Origin of the sequence: Komagataeibacter sp. SM21 (assembly GCF_041402665.1) — a bacterium.
GTDB lineage: Bacteria > Pseudomonadota > Alphaproteobacteria > Acetobacterales > Acetobacteraceae > Komagataeibacter > Komagataeibacter saccharivorans.
Genome location: NZ_JBGLOV010000001.1, coordinates 30,901 through 47,684 on the forward strand (window position 1 = coordinate 30,901; position 16,784 = coordinate 47,684).

The window sequence follows — 16,784 nt, forward strand, 5'->3', positions numbered from 1 at the left end:
CGTGGATGCGCATCCGCCATCGTATTGCCTAAATTCCTAAAGCACCAGCGCGGCAAGCAGGCTTTCCAGCCGCAGGCGGCCCGCAGCCGTCGCGCGCAGTATGCCGGTGGCCTGATCATGGACCAGATATTCTTCCCCGATTGCTGCGTGCAGTATGTCGGGATCGGTTGCGTCGGGCACGGTCATGCCGGTACGGCGGCGAAAACGCGTGGTGGAAATGCCTTCGGCCAGCCGCAGGCCCATAAGCAGCATTTCCCGCGCGCGGTCGCGGTTATCCAGCCGTTCCTCGGGGTGGGCACCGGTGCCGGTGCGCTCCACCCGTTCGGCCCATGGTTCGGGCGCGCGGTGGCGGCGCGTGGCGAAGGTCGCGCCATTGCGCGTCAGCCGCCCGTGCGCGCCGGGGCCTATGCCCAGATAGTCGCCATAACGCCAGTATGTCAGGTTATGGCGGCTTTCAGCCCCCGGACGGGCGTAGTTCGAGATTTCGTAGCCCCGCAGCCCGTGCGTCGCCGCAACGTCCGCTGTCAGTTCATACAGGGCCGCGGCGTCATCATCATCGGGCAGGTGGAACCGGCCCTGACGGAACAGGCTTTCAAAACGGGTGCCGGGTTCGATCGTCAACTGGTACAGCGACAGGTGATCCGACACCAGCGCCAGCGCCGCATCCAGTTCCCGCCGCCATGCCCGCGCATCCTGCCCCGGGCGCGCATAGATCAGGTCGAAGGAAATGCGGCTGAACAGGGCGCGCGCGGTTTCCAGCGCCGCGATGGCCTGTGGCGCATCGTGTTCACGGCCCAGAAAGCGCAGGGCTTCGGGTTCAAGGCTCTGGATACCCATGGAAATGCGGTTGACCCCCGCATCGCGGAAGGCGCGCAGCAGCCCGGTTTCCACGCTGGTCGGATTGGCTTCGAGCGTGATTTCCACGTCGTCCGTCATGCCGAACAGCGTGCGCGTATCCTCGATCAGTCCGGCGACCGTCTCCGGCGCCATGAGGGATGGCGTGCCCCCGCCGAAGAAGATGGAACTGACCACCGGACGTTCCGCCCGTTCCCCCATCCGGCCCGCTTCATGCGCCAGTTCGCGCCGCAGGGCATTGCCAAAGCGCGCGCGCGGGATTTCCGCGCGTACATGGCTATTGAAATCACAGTAGGGACATTTGGACAGGCAGAACGGCCAGTGCACATAAAGCGCCAGTGGTTCTTCCCTGCCCATCGGGTCATCCATGCGGATCAGATCCCCAGCCGCACGCCCAGTTCGACCACCCGGTCCGGCGGGATGCGGAAGAATTCCGTGGCCGGCGTCGCATTGCGCGCCATGAACAGGAACAGCGACATGCGCCAGCGCGAAAGCTTGGGCACGGACGAACGCACCAGCAGTTCCCGGCTGGTGAAATACGATGCCTGCAACGCGTCGAAATCAAGGCCGTTGGCCTTCAGGTCTTCCAGCGCGCGGGGCAGGTTTGGCATTTCCATGAAGCCGTAACGCAGGATGATCCGGTAAATATCGGGTGCAAGTTCCTGCAGCGCGACACGGTGGCCATGATCGGCTTCGGGCTGGTCCAGTGTCTGCACGGTCACGAACAGCACATGATCATGCAGCACCTTGTTATGCTTGAGGTTGTGCAGCAGGCACGCAGGCACGAAATCGGGGTTGCCGGTCATGTAGACGGCCGTGCCCGGAACGCGGATGATGCGTGACTGCGGCAGGCGCGCAAGGAACGAGTTCATCGGCATGCTGTCCTGCTTCTGCCGGTTCATGATGAGCTGGCGACCTTTTTTCCATGTCGTCATCATGAGTGTCAGGACAATGCCCAGCAAGACAGGCACCCAGCCACCCTGCGGGATCTTGAGCGCATTGGACGCGAAGAACGTCGTATCAAGCAGGAAGAAGCCGCCAAAGGTCGCAATCGCGGCAGGCCGCGACCAGTGGTACAGCCTGCGGAATACCACCATCGCCAGCACGCAGGTACACATGAACGTGCCCGTCACCGCAATGCCGTAGGCGGAGGCCAGGGCTTCCGAACTGCGGAAGCTCAGCACCAGCAGCAGCGCGCCGACCATGAGGAAGCGGTTGAATTCCGGCAGGTAGATCTGGCCCTCTTCCTCCGCATTGGTGTGGGTGACGCGCATGCGCGGCAGGTAGCCAAGCTGGATGATCTGGCGGCATAGGGAGAAGCCGCCCGAAATCCCCGCCTGGCTGGCGATGACCGTGGCCATGGTGGACAGGATGATCATCGGCACCTGCAGCCAGTGCGGACCGAGCAGAAAGAACGGGTTGGCCAGTGCCTCGGGGCTGGTGATGATCAGCGCGCCCTGACCCAGATAGTTCAGCGCAAGGCACGGCAGCACGCAGAACAGCCACGCATAGCGGATGGGCTGGCGGCCGAAATGCCCCATATCGGCATAAAGCGCTTCCGCACCCGTGACCGACAGCACGACGGAGCCAAGCGCGATGAACGAAAGCCAGCCGTGATAGACGATGAACTGCACCGCATAGGTGGGCGATATGGCCAGCAGAACCGTGGGGTGATGCAGGATCTGGAGCGCACCCAGTATGCCCAGCAGGCTGAACCATACCAGCATGATCGGCCCGAATATGGCCCCTACCTTGCCCGTGCCGTAGCTCTGCACGGAAAACAGCCCGACCAGCACCAGCAGCGCGATGGGAATGACAAGGTCGTGGGCGGCGGGAAAGCTGACTTCCAGCCCTTCCACCGCGGACAGGACCGAAATGGCGGGGGTAATCATACCATCGCCAAAGAACAGGCAGGCCCCCGCGATTCCGACCATGCCAAGGCCAATGCGCAGCCGGTTGCTGGGGGCCACGCGTTGCGCCAGCGACATGAGGGATATGATCCCGCCCTCACCATTATGGTCGGCGCGCATGATCAGGATGACGTATTTTACCGTCACGATCAGGAACAGCGACCAGATGATAAGGCTGAGGACGCCCAGCACTTCCCACGGTTCGATCTTATGGTGCTGCGATACGACCATGATGGTCGAACGCAGGGCGTAGATCGGGCTTGTGCCGATATCGCCGAACACCACCCCCAGCACCCCCAGCAGCGCGGCAAAGCCTACCGGGTTGGCGGCGTGTTCGTGCTGGTCGGCACCGTATTCGGTAATCTTGGACGGCGCGGGGTTCTTGTCCGCGGCGGCGGCGGTGTGGCCACCGCCATCCGGCGTCGTTGATGATCCGGGGGCAGAAGGCCCCGTGGGTTGCGTCATGTCGTGACGGCTCCGCGGCAATAAAGACAGAAAACCGGCATCAGATCGCGACCGGATAATCCCGCATTACCGTCTCGACCCATGCACAGCAAGGGCCGTATCTACGCAGGTGCTATTCACATCGTTAACAGGGGTGGGCTGGCCGCGCCCCGAAAATGGCGCTGCCCACCCGTACCAGCGTGGCGCCACAGGCAATCGCCTGCTCGAAATCGGCTGACATGCCCATGGACACGACCGGCAGGCCGTGGCGCGTTGCCATGTCGGCCAGCAGGCGGAAATGGGGTGTCGGGTCCTGATCGTGCGGGGGGATGCACATAAGCCCCCGCACCGACGGGCCGAAACGGGTCAGGCTGTCTTCAATGAACCTGTCGGCGTCTTCCAGCCTTATGCCGGATTTCTGGGTTTCGTCGCCCGTATTGACCTGTACCAGCAGGCCCGGCAGCCTGCCCGCCTTATCCGCGCCGCGCGCGATCGCATCGGACAGGGAAGGCCGGTCGAGGCTTTCGATCATGTCCGCGATCCGTACGGCTTCCGCTGCCTTGTTGGTCTGCAGGCCACCGATGATGTGCAGCCGCAGGTCGGGCCAGCGGGCGCGCAGGTCCGGAAATTTCGCGGCCGCTTCCTGCACGCGGTTTTCACCGAAAAGGCGCTGCCCGGCCTCAAGGGCCGCGATGACGCTGGATTGCGGATGGAACTTGGAAACGGCGACCAGATCCACGCTGGAAGGGTCACGGCCAGCGGCGCGCGCGCTGGCCGCGATACGGGTGCGGATGCCCGACAGGGCATCTGCTATGGATGCGGATGTTGACATGGCTCTAGGCTTGGCCTGAATACCTCCCCGGTCAAGTCCCCGGTCCGGCCGTCCATGCGCCACCGTTCTCAGGTCAGGATTACATGAAGTCTCCCTCGTCCCCCGCCTCCCGCCCCACTGGCCGCCGTCCTGCCTCGGGCCGCCCCGACCGGCGGGGGGGCAAGGTCGCCCCGGACCCGACGCGCGATATCGCCTTTGATATTGTCGAAGGCGTGATCGCCCACCGGCGCATGCTCGACACATCGCTGGAACATTCTGTCGCCGCCCGCACGGCGGAACCGCGCGACCGCGCCGCCGCCCACCGTCTGGCCGCGACCGTGCTGCGCCATATGGGCACGGCGAACGAAATTCTGGCCCCCTTCCTCAAGCGTGAACCGCCCGAACCGGTGCGCGTGGTCCTGCTGATCGGGGTAACGCAGCTCCTGTTCCTCGATACGCCGCCGCATGCCGCTGTCGCCACGTCCGTTGCCCTTGCGCGCAGGCGGGGGCTGGTGCCCTTCGCCGGGCTGGTGAACGCGGTGCTGCGCCGCGTATCCGCCGGTGGGGCGGAAGCGCTTGAGGGACTGGACCAGCCACGGCTGGATGTGCCCGCATGGCTGTGGCAGTCGTGGGGCAGGATGGCGCGCCCCATTGCCAGCACGCTGGGTCATGAACCCCCGCTTGATCTGACCATCCGTCCCGGCAGCGAAGCGCCACCGGGTGGCGAGGTCCTGCCCAATGGCAGCGTGCGGTTTCCGGCGGGCGCGGTGAAGGTTGCCGAACTGCCGGGCTTTGCCGAAGGGACTTTCTGGGTGCAGGACATGGCGGCGACCCTGCCCGCGCGCCTGCTTGCCGCCAGACCGGGCGAACGGGTCGCCGATCTGTGCGCGGCCCCCGGCGGCAAGACCGCCCAGCTTGCCTGCGCCGGGGCGGAGGTCTTCGCCATCGAACGTGAGGGACGCCGCCTTGAGCGCCTGCGCGCGAATCTGGCCCGGCTGGGGCTGGATGACGTGCATGTGGTCCATGCGGATGCGGCTGAATGGCGGCCCGATGCGCCGCTGGACGCCATTTTGCTGGATGCACCGTGTTCGGCGACCGGTACCATCCGCCGCCATCCCGATGCAATGTGGATCAAGCGCCCGCGCGACATCGCCACCATGACGCAGGGGCAGGACCGCCTGCTGGCTGCTGCCCGCGACATGCTGCGCCCCGGCGGCCGGCTGGTCTATGCCGTGTGCTCCCTCCAGCCCGAGGAAGGTGAACAGCGCGCCGCCGCGGCAGCCGCCATGGGGCTGGTTCCCGATCCCTTTACGGAGGAGGAACTGGCCTTCCTGCCGCAGGCCCGCACGCCCGAAGGCTGGCTGCGCACCCATCCGGGCATGCTGGGGGAACGCGGCGGGATGGATGGCTTCTTCGCCGCGCGCTTCCGCCGTGCCTGATGCGAGGGGGAGGGGCCTGCGATGAAAGCTTGGCGTCAGTCATGGGTTTCTGTTAAAAAACAGGCATGGCTGCTCTTAAAACTCCCCTCATCGCACCCAGCGTCCTGTCCGCTGATTTTTCCCGCATGGCGGACGAAGTCGCCGCTGTTGAAAAAGCGGGGGCGGACTGGCTGCATCTGGATGTAATGGACGGGCATTTCGTGCCGAACCTGTCCATGGGGCCGCAACTGATCAAGGCGCTGCGTCCCGGATCGAAGCTGCCTTTTGACGTGCATCTGATGATCGCGCCGGTCGATCCGTATATCGAAGCCTTCGCCAGGGCGGGCGCTGACCATATCCACCTGCATGTCGAAGCGGGGCCGCACACGCACCGCTCCCTCCAGCATGTGCGTGACCATGGGGTGAAGCCCGGCGTGGCCATCTGTCCCGCCACCCCGCCCGAAGCGGTGGGGGAAGTGCTGGATCTGGTGGACATGATCCTTGTGATGACGGTCAACCCCGGCTTCGGCGGCCAGAAATTCCTGACCAGCCAGCTACGCAAGATCGAAACCCTGCGCCGCATGGCCGATGCGACGGGTCGTGACATCCGCATCGGCGTGGATGGCGGCATCACGGCCCAGACCGCGCCGCTGGCAGTGGCGGCGGGCGCCGATGTGCTGATCGCGGGCACCTCGGTCTACGGGCAGGATGATTACGCCGCCGCGATAAAGGGTCTGCGTGGCGGAGCGCACAGCCCGGCGTGAGGACATGCCACGCGACGATGCTCCGCGGGGGTAGGTAGGCGATGACGTTGAAGCGTATGACGCGTGGCGCGCGCCTGTCGCTTGCGCGGCTGCCCCTGTTCGGTGGCGGCAGGAACCTGCCCGCGGCGCCTGTTCACAGCATGCGCGACCTGTGGCCGGGCGATCCGGTGGCGGGCGCACAGCTTACGCGCGGCAGCCTGACATGGGCGGGCTATACCCATCCCATCGGGCCGGGGCTGTGGGATTCACCACAGTTCGAGCCTGCTTTCCGTGAGGGGCTGCTGGGGTTCCGCTGGCTGCGCGACCTGCGCGCGGTGGGCACGGATGCCGCGCGGCTGAAAGCGCGCGCGCTGGTGGATGACTGGCTGCATCATCCCTCCCAGGATCCTGTTGCGCTGGAATGTGGCGTGATCGGCGCGCGGGTGGCGGCGTGGCTGGGGCATTATGATTTCTTTGCCGCTTCCGCCAGTGATTCCTTCCGTCAGCGGCTGATGGCCCGTCTGCTGGTGGAAGGGCGCACCATCGCAGCCATCATGCCGCCCGAACGGCATGGCTGGCAGTCCCTGACCGCCCTTAAGGGATTGCTGGCGGTTGCCGTGGCCATGCCTGAATATACCGGCTTCCTGACCCGCTACCGCCGCTATATCGATGCGGAGGTGGAAAGTCAGATCCTGCCTGATGGCTGGCATATCGAACGTAGTCCGGAAGTGCAGTTGCGCGCGCTGCGGGAACTGGCGGAAATGCGGGCCATGATGCAGGCCGCGCGCCATGCGCTGCCGCATTCCGTGGCCCTCGCGCTGGACCGGATGAGCCCGGTGCTGCGCGCCATGCGCCATGGGGACGGCGGGCTTGCCCTGTTCAATGGCAGCCATGAACGCACCAATGCACTGATTGAAATGGTGCTGTCACAGGCCACGCGGACGCGGGTCGTGGCCCACACCATGCCCGATGGCGGTTTCGTGCGCATGCAGGCGGCCCGTTCGCTGCTGCTGGTCGATGCCGGGATTCCTGCCCCGCCGGGTTACGACCACAATGCCCATGCGGGAACGCTGTCGTTCGAGTTTTCGTGCGCGCGCCAGCGCCTGATCGTCAATTGCGGGGGCGGCGTGCTGCCCGCGTGGAAGGATGCCCTGCGGCAGACGGCGGCCCATTCCGTTGTGGTGGTGGAGGACATGTCATCCTCCGAATTCGCGCCTGATGGCACGGTGGCGCGCAGGCCCCCGCATGTCGGCGTGGAGCATGTGGTGGCGGAAGGCGCGCACTGGCTGGACCTGTCGCATGATGGCTATCATGCTTCCGCCGGGGCGACGTATTACCGCAGGCTCTATCTCGGTGCGGATGGTGAGGTCCTGCGCGGGGAAGAAACGGTGGAAGGCGAGCGTGAAGTTGCCTTCGTGCTGCGGCTGCACCTGCATCCGTCCGTAACCGCCGTGGATGCGCGTGACGGTTCCATCCTGCTGGGCGCGGGGGAGCAGCACTGGCGCTTCCGTGCGGCGGGCGGCACGGTCGGGATTGAGGAAAGCGTGTATTGCGGCGGGCAGAACCCGCGCGCTTCCCTGCAACTGGTGGTGCGGGTCGATCCCGCCGCCAGGAAGGCGCGGGAGGAAGCGGAGGCCGAAGCAGAAGCCGATAATACCGCGCCCCCGGCACAGGATGATGATATGGATATGCCCGATGCCAGCAGGCCGGGCATGGTGCGGCAGGTGGTGCGCTGGGCGCTCCAGCGTGAAAAAATCCTGCTGCTGGCATGAAGATCCTTGAAGTCACGAATGTTGACTTCTCCCTGCGGCAGTTTCTCTTTCCCCTGATGGTGGCGCTGCGGCGCGAAGGGCATGACGTGGCTGGCGTGTGCGCCGACGGGCCGCTTGTAAACAGCGTGCGGGCACAGGGGCTGCGGGTGGTGCCCGTGCCCATGTCCCGCACTTTCTCGCCTGTGGCGCAATGGCGGGCATGGCGGGCGCTGGTGCGGCTGATCCGGGCTGAAAAACCCGACATGGTGCATGCTCACATGCCCATCAGCGGCCTGCTGGCGCGTTTTGCCGCATGGTGGTGCGGTGTGCCGCGCGTGGCCTATACCGGTCATGGTTTCCTGTTCAACCAGCCCGGCCCATGGCTGCGCAGGGCGCTGGCGCTGGCGCTGGAATGGCTCGCCGGACGGGTGAGCGACATCTACATGACCGTATCGGAAGCGGATGCCCGGCAGGCCCGGCGGCTTGGTATCCACCCCGCTGCAACCGCCACGGGCAACGGGCGCGATCCGGCCCTGTTCCGCCCTGATCCCGACCGCCGTGCCATGCTGCGTCACCAGTTTGGTGTAAGGGAAGGGCAGGTTGTCATCCTCGCCGTTTCAAGGCTGGTGCGGGGGAAAGGATACCCGGAACTGCTGGCGGCCATGACGGATCTGCCGGATAACGCGGTACTGTGGATTGTGGGGGAACGCCTGCCCAGCGACAGGGGCCCGGATATGACACCCCTTCTGGCGCAGGCCCGGTCAAGGCTGGGTACGCGGCTTGTCTGTCTGGGGTATCGTGATGACGTGGCGGCCATCATGGCGGCGGCTGATATTTTTGTGCTGCCCAGCCATTTTGAAGGTCTGCCGATGAGCGTGATCGAGGCCATGCTGTGTGGCCTGCCGGTGGTGGCCAGCGATATTTCCGGCCCGCGTGAACTGGTGATCCCCGGTGAAACCGGCACGCTCGTGCCCCCGGCCAATGTGCCGCTTCTGGCCATGGCGCTGCGTCAGATGGTGGAAAACGGAGCAATACGCCAGCGCATGGGGCAGGCGGGCAGGGCGCGCGCCCTGACCCGTTATACCGAAGCGGCTGTCATGGCCCGCACGCTGGTCCTGCTGGGCGCGGCCTGAACCGCAGCCTTCGCCCCATAAAGAAGGCTTTGGTGAAGCTTTTTGCAAAAAGCTTCGGCAGATGCCGCCTTTTGAAAGACGGCACCCAAATTTTATCTAGCGCGCCGGGGCCTGCTGGCCGCCCTGACCGCCGCCCATGGCCTGAAGCAGGGCCTGCACTTCGGCCTGATGGGTCTTGATCAGGGTGATGTTATGCGGGTTGAGCGGCGGCATGTCCTTGCTGTCCTGCGGCGGATGCTGCAGCACGGCCTGCGTCATGCCGAAAGTGGTGATGTTCATGACGAACTCACGCGGGGACATGCGGTTGCGCTGCAGGATCGGCAGGAGCTGCGGCATGGACTGGGTACGCTGGATGGTTTCCTCCAGCGTCATGCTGGGGGTTTCCGGCGGATTGATATGGGCCAGCTTGATCTGCTGGATGACCGGCAGCATGCGCGCGAAAAAATCATCCGGCAGGCGATACTGCGCCACGGTCTGCACGTCGCGCTGGATGGCGGCCTGCTGTTCGGGGGTGAGTTCCTGCTGCTGTGTGGGCTGCTGGGCCATCGCCGGGCGCATGCCGCCGGGCATGTGGGCTGCGGCAAGGGCGCACACGGTGGCCAGAAGCGCTTTGCGCACGAAGGAAGAGGTCATGGCTGGTTGCTCCATTCGCCCTGTCTCATCAGGGGTTCGCGGCTGCCATCGTGGTTGATGGCGTCGACATTGATTTTGCTGGACCCGATCATCCAGTCAATATGGATGAAACTGGTATTGGCGCCCTGCTGCGCCAGATGGGCTTCGGTCAGGCTGTCCGCATCGACCATGCACTTGGCATAGGACTGGCCCAGCGCGATATGGCTGGCCGCGTTCTCGTCAAACAGCGTATTGCGGAACAGGATGCCGCTTTGGGAAATGGGAGACGATGCGGGCACCAGCGCCACTTCACCCAGCCTGCGCGCGCCCTCATCGGTATCAAGGATGCGTTCCAGAACGGCCTGACCGCTGCTGGCACGGGCTTCGACAATGCGGCCTTCCTCAAAACGGACGGCGATATTGTCAATCAGCGTGCCCTGATGGAACAGCGGCTTGGTCGCGCATACCGTCCCGCTGACCTTGCGGGCATGCGGGGTGGTGAACACTTCCTCGGTCGGGATATTGGGATTGCACACGATTCCGTTCCCGGCGGGTTCGGCGCCGCCTGCCCAGGCGTGGCCATCCGCCAGCCCCACGGTCAGATCCGTGCCCGGTCCGGTGAAATGCAGGGCCGCGAAGCGCCGCTGGTTCAGCCATGTCGTGCGCCGGTTCAGGTAGGCGTTATGGGCCTTCCATTCGGCCACCGGGTCATCCACCGTTACGCGCGATGCCTGAAAGATCGCATCCCACAGGTGGCTGACCGCTTCATCCTGCGGCAGGTCGGGGAAGACCTGCGCTGCCCATGCGGGGGTGGCGAAGGCCACGATGTTCCAGTTGACGGCAAAGCGGGTGATCAGTTCCATGGCCGGGCGACCGGCACGTGATGCCGCGCGTGACACGCGCGATACCCGTTCGGGGTCCTGATTGGCCAGAAGGACGGGATTGCCGCCCGTGATCGCCATGCGCGCCGCACCCTTGCGATAGGCATTGGCCATGCCTTCGTGCAGCCAGTCGGCTGCGGTATCCAGCGTATCATCGGCGGCGTAATGGAAACGGGCAAGCGTTGCCTCATCATCCGCATAGAACGGTGTCACCAGCGATGCACCCGCCCGGTAGGCATGTTCGGTAATCCGGCGCACCAGCGGCACGGCGTCAAGCGGGGCGGTGATGAGAAGCTGCTGCCCGTGCGCGATGTTCACGCCAGTGCGGACGGCGACCTCGGCCAGGCGGTCCAGAAGCTGTTCATGCCGGGGGGAGAAAGCCATGCGTCATCAAATCCTGTAAATGGCGGGCGATGCCTGCGGAATGCTGTCAGGATAGACGACACGCCCACCGCGCGTAAGATGGTATCCGCAAACCGGGCGGGAGTAAGGCATTAATGAAACGGGCGTTACCGGGTTCCCGCATGCTGTGTACTGTGGGGGATGCGCGTATGGCCCCGCAACGCGTGCTGTGTGCCGGGCGGGCGCTGGTGGTATGGATGGCGGGTGAACGTCCTGCCGTGCTGGATGACCGCTGCCCGCATGGCAATGCCCGCCTGTCCGCCGGTTATGTGCTGGATGGGCGCATTGTCTGCCCGGCCCATATGTGGGGCTTTGCGCCCGATGGCACCGCCCGTGCGCCGGGTGCTGACGTGGCGGCTCCCGTGGCGCAATCTTATGAATGCTGGATCAGCGACGATCGGATATGGGTGTGTCTGCCGCATCCTGTGCCGCAGCATCCCGGCGCAGCCATTCCTGTATGACGGCCAGCAGATAGGTCTGCTGCCCGTCATCAAGCGGCTGGCCCGCCGGCATGGCGTGCCATTTGGCGACACATCCCCGGCAGCATGTGCCGGTCGCATGCTGGGCGATGAAGACCGGATGCCCGCGCCAGGGCGTCTGCCTGCCATCCTTGTCGGGATGGGCGGGGGCCAGACGGGTCGCAAGGAACCGGGCAGCATGCGTCATGACTTCCGGCAGACCATGTCTGTCCAGATAGGCGCGTTCCCTTGCGCCCAGATGGAACCGGGCGCGAAAGCGCGAATAGGCCAGTCGTTCCCATAGGGCGGGCGATATGGCGGGCAGGTCTCGTGGCGGGGCGGCCTGTTCCGGTGCCACCGGGTCTGGCGGCGCAGGCGCGAACAGGTCGGCCTGCCGCGTTGCTGCCGCATCCCTGCCTGTGCGCCTGCGGGGCATGGCCGTATTACCTCAGGCCGGGCGGACCAGAATGTGCCGCTTGCGCCCCGAGGAGAGCTTGATGGCGCCATCATGCAGGTCAGTAGCGGATACGGCCTGCGCCTCATCCGTCACCACCACATCATTCACGCGCGCGCCGCCACCACGGATCAGGCGGCGGGCTTCCCCGTTGCTGGCGGCGAAACCGGCTTCCACGAACAGGCGGAAGGCGGGCAGTCCTTCGGTCAGCAGGGCGGACGGTATGGTAACCGTGGGCAGGGCAGCGGTCGTGCTGCCTTCCTCAAACGTGCGGCGGGCGGCTTCGGCGGCTTCCTCGGCGGCGGCGCGGCCATGGCACAGGGCCGTGGCTTCGGTGGCGAGGATCTTCTTCGCCTCATTGATTTCGGCCCCGCCAAGGGCGGCAAGGCGGTCACATTCTTCGATCGGCAGGTCGGTGAACAGCTTGAGGAAGCGGCCAACATCCGCATCCTCCACATTGCGCCAGAACTGCCAGTAATCGAATACCGGCAGGCGGTGGGCCGAAAGCCAGACGGCGCCTTGCGCCGTCTTGCCCATCTTGGCACCGGAACTTGTGGTCAGCAGTGGCGTTGTCAGGCCGAAAACCTGTGCGCCATTCATCCTGCGGACAAGATCGATGCCCGACACAATGTTGCCCCACTGGTCCGATCCGCCCATCTGCAGCGTCACACCATGACGGCTGTTCAGTTCCTTGAAATCGTAGGACTGGAGAATGGAATAGTTGAATTCCAGAAAGGTCAGGCCCTGTTCGCGGTCAAGACGCGAACGGACCGAGTCGAAGGACAGCATGCGGTTGACGGAAAAATGGATGCCCACATCGCGCAGCAGGTCGATGTAGGACAGCCGGTCCAGCCAGTCGGCATTATTGGTCAGCAGCGGTTCGTTCGGGCCGGTGCCAAGCGGCAGGAACTGGCGCAGGCAGCCTTCCACCCCACGCAGGTTGGTGGCGATGGTTTCCGCCGTCATGAGCTTGCGCGCTTCTTCCCGGAAGGAGGGATCGCCAATCCGCGCCGTGCCGCCACCGGCCAGCGCCACCGGGCGGTGGCCATGGCGGTGCAGCAGGCGCAGCATCATGATCTGGATAAGGCTGCCCACATGCAGGCTGTCCGCCGTGGGGTCGAAACCGATATAGCCCGCTACCGGACCGGCCTGCATGGCGGCGTCCAGCGCCTCCATGTCGGTGCACTGGAATATGAAGCCGCGTGCTTCGGCTTCCCGGAGGAATTCACTCTTGGGCATGATCTGTTCCGCGCTGAGATGTGCATCGCTGGCCGGGCCGCCCCGGCGCGGACCAGCCTCTAGCATGTTCGCCGCACTTCATGGAACAGCCCGCCCCACCGGGTGGGTGAATCAGTCGGCGGCCAGCGCCAGCGCCTTGCGGTTCATGACGGTGCTGACATGGTCTTCCACCGCGTCGGCCACCTGATCGGCATGGTTGGCGAAAACATGGTCCGCACCCTTGAAAATGCGGTAATCCACGGTCACGCCCTTCTGGGTGTTCAGCTTGTCCACCAGCTTGCGCACGGCGGGTTCGGGTACGAGTTCGTCGTTTTCCCCCGCGATCATGAGCCCGCCACAGGGACACGGGGCAAGGAAGCCGAAATCATAATGGTTGGCAGGTGGCGCCACGCTGATCCACCCCGTGATTTCCGGGCGGCGCATGAGAAGCTGCATGCCGACGAACGCCCCGAACGAATACCCCGCGATCCACAGGCCGCTGGCGTTCGGGTTGACCATCTGCATCCAGTCAAGGGCTGCTGCGGCGTCCGAAATCTCGCCGATGCCACCATCATAGCGGCCCTGTGAACGGCCAACCCCGCGTGAGTTGTAGCGCATGACGGAGAAGCCCATCTTCTCGAACGTGCGGTACATCGCGTAGGTGATGCGGTTATTCATGGTCCCGCCGTGCAGCGGATGGGGATGCAGCACCAGCGCAAGCGGCGCGTTGGGCGCGCTTGAATGGTGGTATCGACCTTCCAGACGGCCATCAGGGCCGGCAAACATGACCTCAGGCATAGGTATCCCGCATTTTCGTTTCCCGACGCATTTCAGGCATTGCATCGGGAAGGTTACTGTTACAGCCTGCTGACCGGCGATGCCCCGTCAGGTCGGCAGGCAGAGAATACGCTGTTACCCGTCATTCCCGCGCCGGGGGCGGGATGGTACCCGGTATTCATCCGGCTCTGACTGGGTGGAAACAGAAACTGCCCGGTCTGGAACTGTCAGCCCGGAAGTATACCAACCCACCCGATAATGGGCATTCCACCTACTGTATGCAAAGTGCATCTTCGGCAGGCGTGCCCTGCGCGGGGGGCAGATATGGTGCAGGGTTTGTTGGTGTCCCGGCCCGCAGAATGGCTTTTATGCGCCGTCCGGGCGGGGTGTATCGTGCTGGTTCGCTCTCCTTGCCATGCCCGGCAGCCGGGCGGGCGACATTGAGGCAGCGGTATGAAAAGATGCGGCCATCCCCCATAACACGTTGCAATAAATATTATGTTGCGCTGCCTTATAGCGGTGTGGATTCACAAAATGCCAGATAAATCGTAATTCCTGTCGCAAAAGGACTTGGCGCAACCCATATGGCCGGACAGCATGAGTACCCCACGCGATAGCTTTATCTACCTTGACGCGAATGCGTCCGAGCCCATCCGGCCAGAGGCGCTGGCGGCCATGATGCAGGCGGCGCAGGTGGCGGGAAATCCGTCATCCGTGCACCGCGCGGGACGTGGTGCGCGGGCGGAACTCGAAACCGCGCGCGAGGGGCTGGCCGCCCTGTTTGGCGTGCAGGCGGAAAACTGCGTCCTGACATCGGGCGGGACGGAGGCGAACGTGCTGGCGGTTACCGGGCTGGGTGCCGGGCGGCGCGTGCTGGCGGGGGCGACGGAACATGACGCCGTGCGCGCGGCGGGGGTGGCCGGTGTCATTGCGGTGCGCCCGGACGGCGTGCTGGACATGACGGCGCTGGAACGGATGCTTGCGGCGGCGGATGATCCGGCGCTGGTCTGTGTCATGCTGGCCAATAATGAAACGGGCGTCATCAATCCGGTGCGTGAAATCGCCGCGCTGTGCCACGCCCATGGCGCGCTTGTGCATGTCGATGCGGTGCAGGCGGCGGGGCGGATCGCATTCACGCTGGACGGACTGGACGCGGACAGCATCGCGATTTCAGGCCATAAATTTGGCGGTCCCAAAGGCGCGGGCGCGTTGCTGCTGGCGGGCGACCGCTTCCGCAGCGTCCAGCCGCTGCTGGCGGGCGGGGGACAGGAACAGGGGCGGCGCGGCGGTACGCCGGGCCTGCCCGCCATTGCAGGCATGGCTGCCGCAGCCCGCATCGCCTGCGCGGGCATGGCGGCGCAGGCGGACCGACACCGCATATGGCGTGACCGGATTGATGCCGCTGCCGTGGCCGCAGGGGCTACGATATGCGGGGCAGGCGCACCGCGCCTAGCCAATACAAGCACGCTGCTGCTGCCCGGATGCAGTGCGCAGACCCAGATCATCGCGCTGGACATGGCGGGATATGGTGTCTCGGCCGGGTCCGCATGCTCGTCGGGCAAGGTTGCGCGATCGCATGTGCTTGAAGCCATGGGCTATGGAGAGGATGCAGGCTGCGCCATCCGTGTCTCCCTGCCATGGTCGATCACGCAGGTCGAAGTCGATGGTTTCATTGCCGCCTATACCGCCATGGCACTGCGGCTGGGCGCGCGGGCAGGGGGCAGGCCATGAACGCGCAGAATCTGATCTATCTGGATTATCAGGCCACGACACCGTGTGATCCGCGTGTGGTGGCTGAAATGCTGCCATGGTTTACCGATAGCTTCGCCAATCCCCACAGTCTGGATCACGTCGCCGGTCGCGCGGCCCATGATGCGGTGGAACAGGCGCGTGGCGAAGTGGCGCAATTGCTGGGTGCCGAAGCGCGTGAAATCGTGTTCACATCTGGTGCGACCGAAGCCAACAACCTCGCCATCAAGGGGGCTGTCCGTCACCTGCTGGAACGTGGCGATCCGCGCAGGCGCGTCATCACGGTGGCGACGGAACATAAATGCGTGCTGGAATCCGTGCGCGACCTTGCCCGCGAAGGGTGCGAGCCGGTGATCCTGCCCGTCCGGCCCGATGGCACGCTGGACCCCGAAGTGCTGGCCCGTGCGCTGGAAGTGCCCACGCTGCTGGTCAGCATCATGGCGGCGAATAACGAAACCGGCGTGCTGCACGACCTCGCCGCCCTCGCGCCGCTGGTGCGCGGGGCTGGTGCGCTGCTGCACAGCGATCTGGCGCAGGCGGCGGGCAAGGTGGATGTGGACGTGCGGGCGTGGGATCTCGATCTGGCTTCCGTTTCCGCGCACAAGCTGTACGGGCCGAAAGGGGTGGGCGCGCTGTTCGTGCGCCGCAGGCCGCGCGTGCGGCTGGCCCCGCTGTTTTCCGGTGGCGGGCAGGAGCGCGGGCTGCGTTCGGGCACGCTGCCCGCGCCACTGCTGGTCGGATTCGGCGCGGCCTGCCGCATCGCGCGGGAAGAAGGCGCGCAGGAACGGGTCAGAATGGCCAGCCTGCGTGACCGGCTGCTGGCGGCGCTGCGGGCCGGGTGTGGGGACGTGCATGTGCATGGCACCCTGTCCGGGCGGCTGGCGGGCAACCTGAACCTGCGCTTTTCAGGGGTGCGGGCGGTGGACCTGCTGGCGGCGGTGCCGGAACTGTGCCTGTCCACAGGTTCGGCCTGTTCTTCGGCGGAGGTGGTGCCGTCCTACGTGCTGACGGCGATGCATATGGACGCGGCACAGGCGGCGGAAGGCTTGCGTCTGGCCGTCGGACGCTATACCTCACCCGCCGATGTGGATCGCGCGGCGGAGATCCTGTGCCAGGCTGTGGCACGGTGCCGCGCGACAGGCAGTTCTTCGCCCCGGTAACGGGCGGA

At 65.3% G+C, this 16,784-nt stretch carries 15 protein-coding genes; 7 read left to right on the forward strand and 8 right to left on the reverse strand.

The features are described 5' to 3' along the window. Positions 1–36: 36 nt before the first annotated feature. The 3 genes from hemW to ACBR42_RS00145 form a co-directional block, all read right to left on the reverse strand. Complete coding sequence (hemW, locus tag ACBR42_RS00135; protein ID WP_371207002.1) at positions 37–1,224, reverse strand: radical SAM family heme chaperone HemW; 1,188 nt, start codon at positions 1,222–1,224, stop codon at positions 37–39. Positions 1,225–1,229: 5 nt separating this feature from the next. After that, positions 1,230–3,230, reverse strand: a complete 2,001-nt coding sequence (locus tag ACBR42_RS00140; protein ID WP_102324754.1) for a potassium transporter Kup — start codon at positions 3,228–3,230, stop codon at positions 1,230–1,232. A 124-nt stretch (positions 3,231–3,354) separates the two neighbouring features. Continuing rightward, positions 3,355–4,041 (reverse strand): YggS family pyridoxal phosphate-dependent enzyme, encoded by a 687-nt coding sequence (locus ACBR42_RS00145; RefSeq protein WP_102324753.1) that lies wholly within the window; start codon positions 4,039–4,041, stop codon positions 3,355–3,357. Positions 4,042–4,124: 83 nt separating this feature from the next. Here ACBR42_RS00145 and ACBR42_RS00150 point away from each other — a divergent pair, with 83 nt between their 5' ends. From ACBR42_RS00150 to ACBR42_RS00165, 4 genes are all read left to right on the forward strand, one after another. Then, a complete protein-coding gene (locus tag ACBR42_RS00150; protein ID WP_110546965.1) occupies positions 4,125–5,459 on the forward strand; it encodes an RsmB/NOP family class I SAM-dependent RNA methyltransferase in 1,335 nt (444 codons plus the stop codon). Positions 5,460–5,524: 65 nt separating this feature from the next. Next, positions 5,525–6,202, forward strand: a complete 678-nt coding sequence (rpe, locus tag ACBR42_RS00155; RefSeq protein ID WP_102324751.1) for a ribulose-phosphate 3-epimerase — start codon at positions 5,525–5,527, stop codon at positions 6,200–6,202. Positions 6,203–6,243: 41 nt separating this feature from the next. Further along, positions 6,244–7,953, forward strand: a complete 1,710-nt coding sequence (locus ACBR42_RS00160; protein ID WP_102324750.1) for a heparinase II/III family protein — start codon at positions 6,244–6,246, stop codon at positions 7,951–7,953. Continuing rightward, positions 7,950–9,065 carry a glycosyltransferase family 4 protein gene (locus tag ACBR42_RS00165; RefSeq protein ID WP_371207003.1) on the forward strand — a complete coding sequence of 372 codons (1,116 nt, stop codon included), beginning with the start codon at positions 7,950–7,952 and terminating at the stop codon, positions 9,063–9,065. Before ACBR42_RS00160 ends, ACBR42_RS00165 begins: the two co-directional genes overlap by 4 nt. Before the next feature lie 96 nt (positions 9,066–9,161). On the opposite strand, the gene ACBR42_RS00170 is transcribed toward ACBR42_RS00165, so the two are convergent. Beyond that, positions 9,162–9,698: a hypothetical protein gene (locus ACBR42_RS00170; protein WP_371207004.1), complete on the reverse strand. Its 537-nt coding sequence runs from the start codon at positions 9,696–9,698 to the stop codon at positions 9,162–9,164. Beyond that, the gene (locus ACBR42_RS00175; RefSeq protein WP_371207005.1) at positions 9,695–10,942 is read right to left on the reverse strand and encodes an aminopeptidase; all 1,248 of its coding nucleotides are present in this window, start codon (positions 10,940–10,942) and stop codon (positions 9,695–9,697) included. Before ACBR42_RS00175 ends, ACBR42_RS00170 begins: the two co-directional genes overlap by 4 nt. A 113-nt stretch (positions 10,943–11,055) precedes the next feature. Here ACBR42_RS00175 and ACBR42_RS00180 point away from each other — a divergent pair, with 113 nt between their 5' ends. Next, entirely contained in the window at positions 11,056–11,421 is a 366-nt protein-coding gene (locus ACBR42_RS00180) for a Rieske (2Fe-2S) protein (RefSeq protein WP_371207006.1), read from the forward strand. On the opposite strand, the gene ACBR42_RS00185 is transcribed toward ACBR42_RS00180, so the two are convergent. The 3 genes from ACBR42_RS00185 to ACBR42_RS00195 all read right to left on the reverse strand — a co-directional run bounded on the left by ACBR42_RS00185 (position 11,348) and on the right by ACBR42_RS00195 (position 13,888). After that, positions 11,348–11,854: a DUF4186 domain-containing protein gene (locus tag ACBR42_RS00185; RefSeq protein WP_371207007.1), complete on the reverse strand. Its 507-nt coding sequence runs from the start codon at positions 11,852–11,854 to the stop codon at positions 11,348–11,350. The two genes, ACBR42_RS00180 and ACBR42_RS00185, sit on opposite strands and share 74 nt — an antisense overlap. Before the next feature lie 12 nt (positions 11,855–11,866). Then, complete coding sequence (tyrS, locus tag ACBR42_RS00190; RefSeq protein ID WP_371207155.1) at positions 11,867–13,111, reverse strand: tyrosine--tRNA ligase; 1,245 nt, start codon at positions 13,109–13,111, stop codon at positions 11,867–11,869. Between the two features lie 111 nt (positions 13,112–13,222). After that, positions 13,223–13,888, reverse strand: a complete 666-nt coding sequence (locus ACBR42_RS00195; protein WP_102324744.1) for an alpha/beta hydrolase — start codon at positions 13,886–13,888, stop codon at positions 13,223–13,225. A 576-nt stretch (positions 13,889–14,464) separates the two neighbouring features. On the opposite strand from ACBR42_RS00195, the gene ACBR42_RS00200 reads away from it, so the two are divergent. Both ACBR42_RS00200 and ACBR42_RS00205 read left to right on the forward strand, forming a co-directional pair. Continuing rightward, positions 14,465–15,598 carry a cysteine desulfurase family protein gene (locus tag ACBR42_RS00200; protein ID WP_371207008.1) on the forward strand — a complete coding sequence of 378 codons (1,134 nt, stop codon included), beginning with the start codon at positions 14,465–14,467 and terminating at the stop codon, positions 15,596–15,598. After that, complete coding sequence (locus tag ACBR42_RS00205; protein ID WP_371207009.1) at positions 15,595–16,776, forward strand: cysteine desulfurase family protein; 1,182 nt, start codon at positions 15,595–15,597, stop codon at positions 16,774–16,776. The genes ACBR42_RS00200 and ACBR42_RS00205 overlap by 4 nt, the downstream gene beginning before the upstream one ends. Positions 16,777–16,784: the final 8 nt, after the last annotated feature.

Excerpts from the sequence above, each read along its gene's own strand:
- hemW (WP_371207002.1), bottom strand. The coding sequence starts at position 1,224 with ATGGATGACCCGATGGGCAGGGAAGAACCACTGGCGCTTTATGTGCAC.
- ACBR42_RS00140 (WP_102324754.1), bottom strand. The coding sequence starts at position 3,230 with ATGACGCAACCCACGGGGCCTTCTGCCCCCGGATCATCAACGACGCCG.
- ACBR42_RS00145 (WP_102324753.1), bottom strand. The coding sequence starts at position 4,041 with ATGTCAACATCCGCATCCATAGCAGATGCCCTGTCGGGCATCCGCACC.
- ACBR42_RS00150 (WP_110546965.1), top strand. The coding sequence starts at position 4,125 with ATGAAGTCTCCCTCGTCCCCCGCCTCCCGCCCCACTGGCCGCCGTCCT.
- rpe (WP_102324751.1), top strand. The coding sequence starts at position 5,525 with ATGGCTGCTCTTAAAACTCCCCTCATCGCACCCAGCGTCCTGTCCGCT.
- ACBR42_RS00160 (WP_102324750.1), top strand. The coding sequence starts at position 6,244 with ATGACGTTGAAGCGTATGACGCGTGGCGCGCGCCTGTCGCTTGCGCGG.
- ACBR42_RS00165 (WP_371207003.1), top strand. The coding sequence starts at position 7,950 with ATGAAGATCCTTGAAGTCACGAATGTTGACTTCTCCCTGCGGCAGTTT.
- ACBR42_RS00170 (WP_371207004.1), bottom strand. The coding sequence starts at position 9,698 with ATGACCTCTTCCTTCGTGCGCAAAGCGCTTCTGGCCACCGTGTGCGCC.
- ACBR42_RS00175 (WP_371207005.1), bottom strand. The coding sequence starts at position 10,942 with ATGGCTTTCTCCCCCCGGCATGAACAGCTTCTGGACCGCCTGGCCGAG.
- ACBR42_RS00180 (WP_371207006.1), top strand. The coding sequence starts at position 11,056 with ATGAAACGGGCGTTACCGGGTTCCCGCATGCTGTGTACTGTGGGGGAT.
- ACBR42_RS00185 (WP_371207007.1), bottom strand. The coding sequence starts at position 11,854 with ATGCCCCGCAGGCGCACAGGCAGGGATGCGGCAGCAACGCGGCAGGCC.
- tyrS (WP_371207155.1), bottom strand. The coding sequence starts at position 13,111 with ATGCCCAAGAGTGAATTCCTCCGGGAAGCCGAAGCACGCGGCTTCATA.
- ACBR42_RS00195 (WP_102324744.1), bottom strand. The coding sequence starts at position 13,888 with ATGCCTGAGGTCATGTTTGCCGGCCCTGATGGCCGTCTGGAAGGTCGA.
- ACBR42_RS00200 (WP_371207008.1), top strand. The coding sequence starts at position 14,465 with ATGAGTACCCCACGCGATAGCTTTATCTACCTTGACGCGAATGCGTCC.
- ACBR42_RS00205 (WP_371207009.1), top strand. The coding sequence starts at position 15,595 with ATGAACGCGCAGAATCTGATCTATCTGGATTATCAGGCCACGACACCG.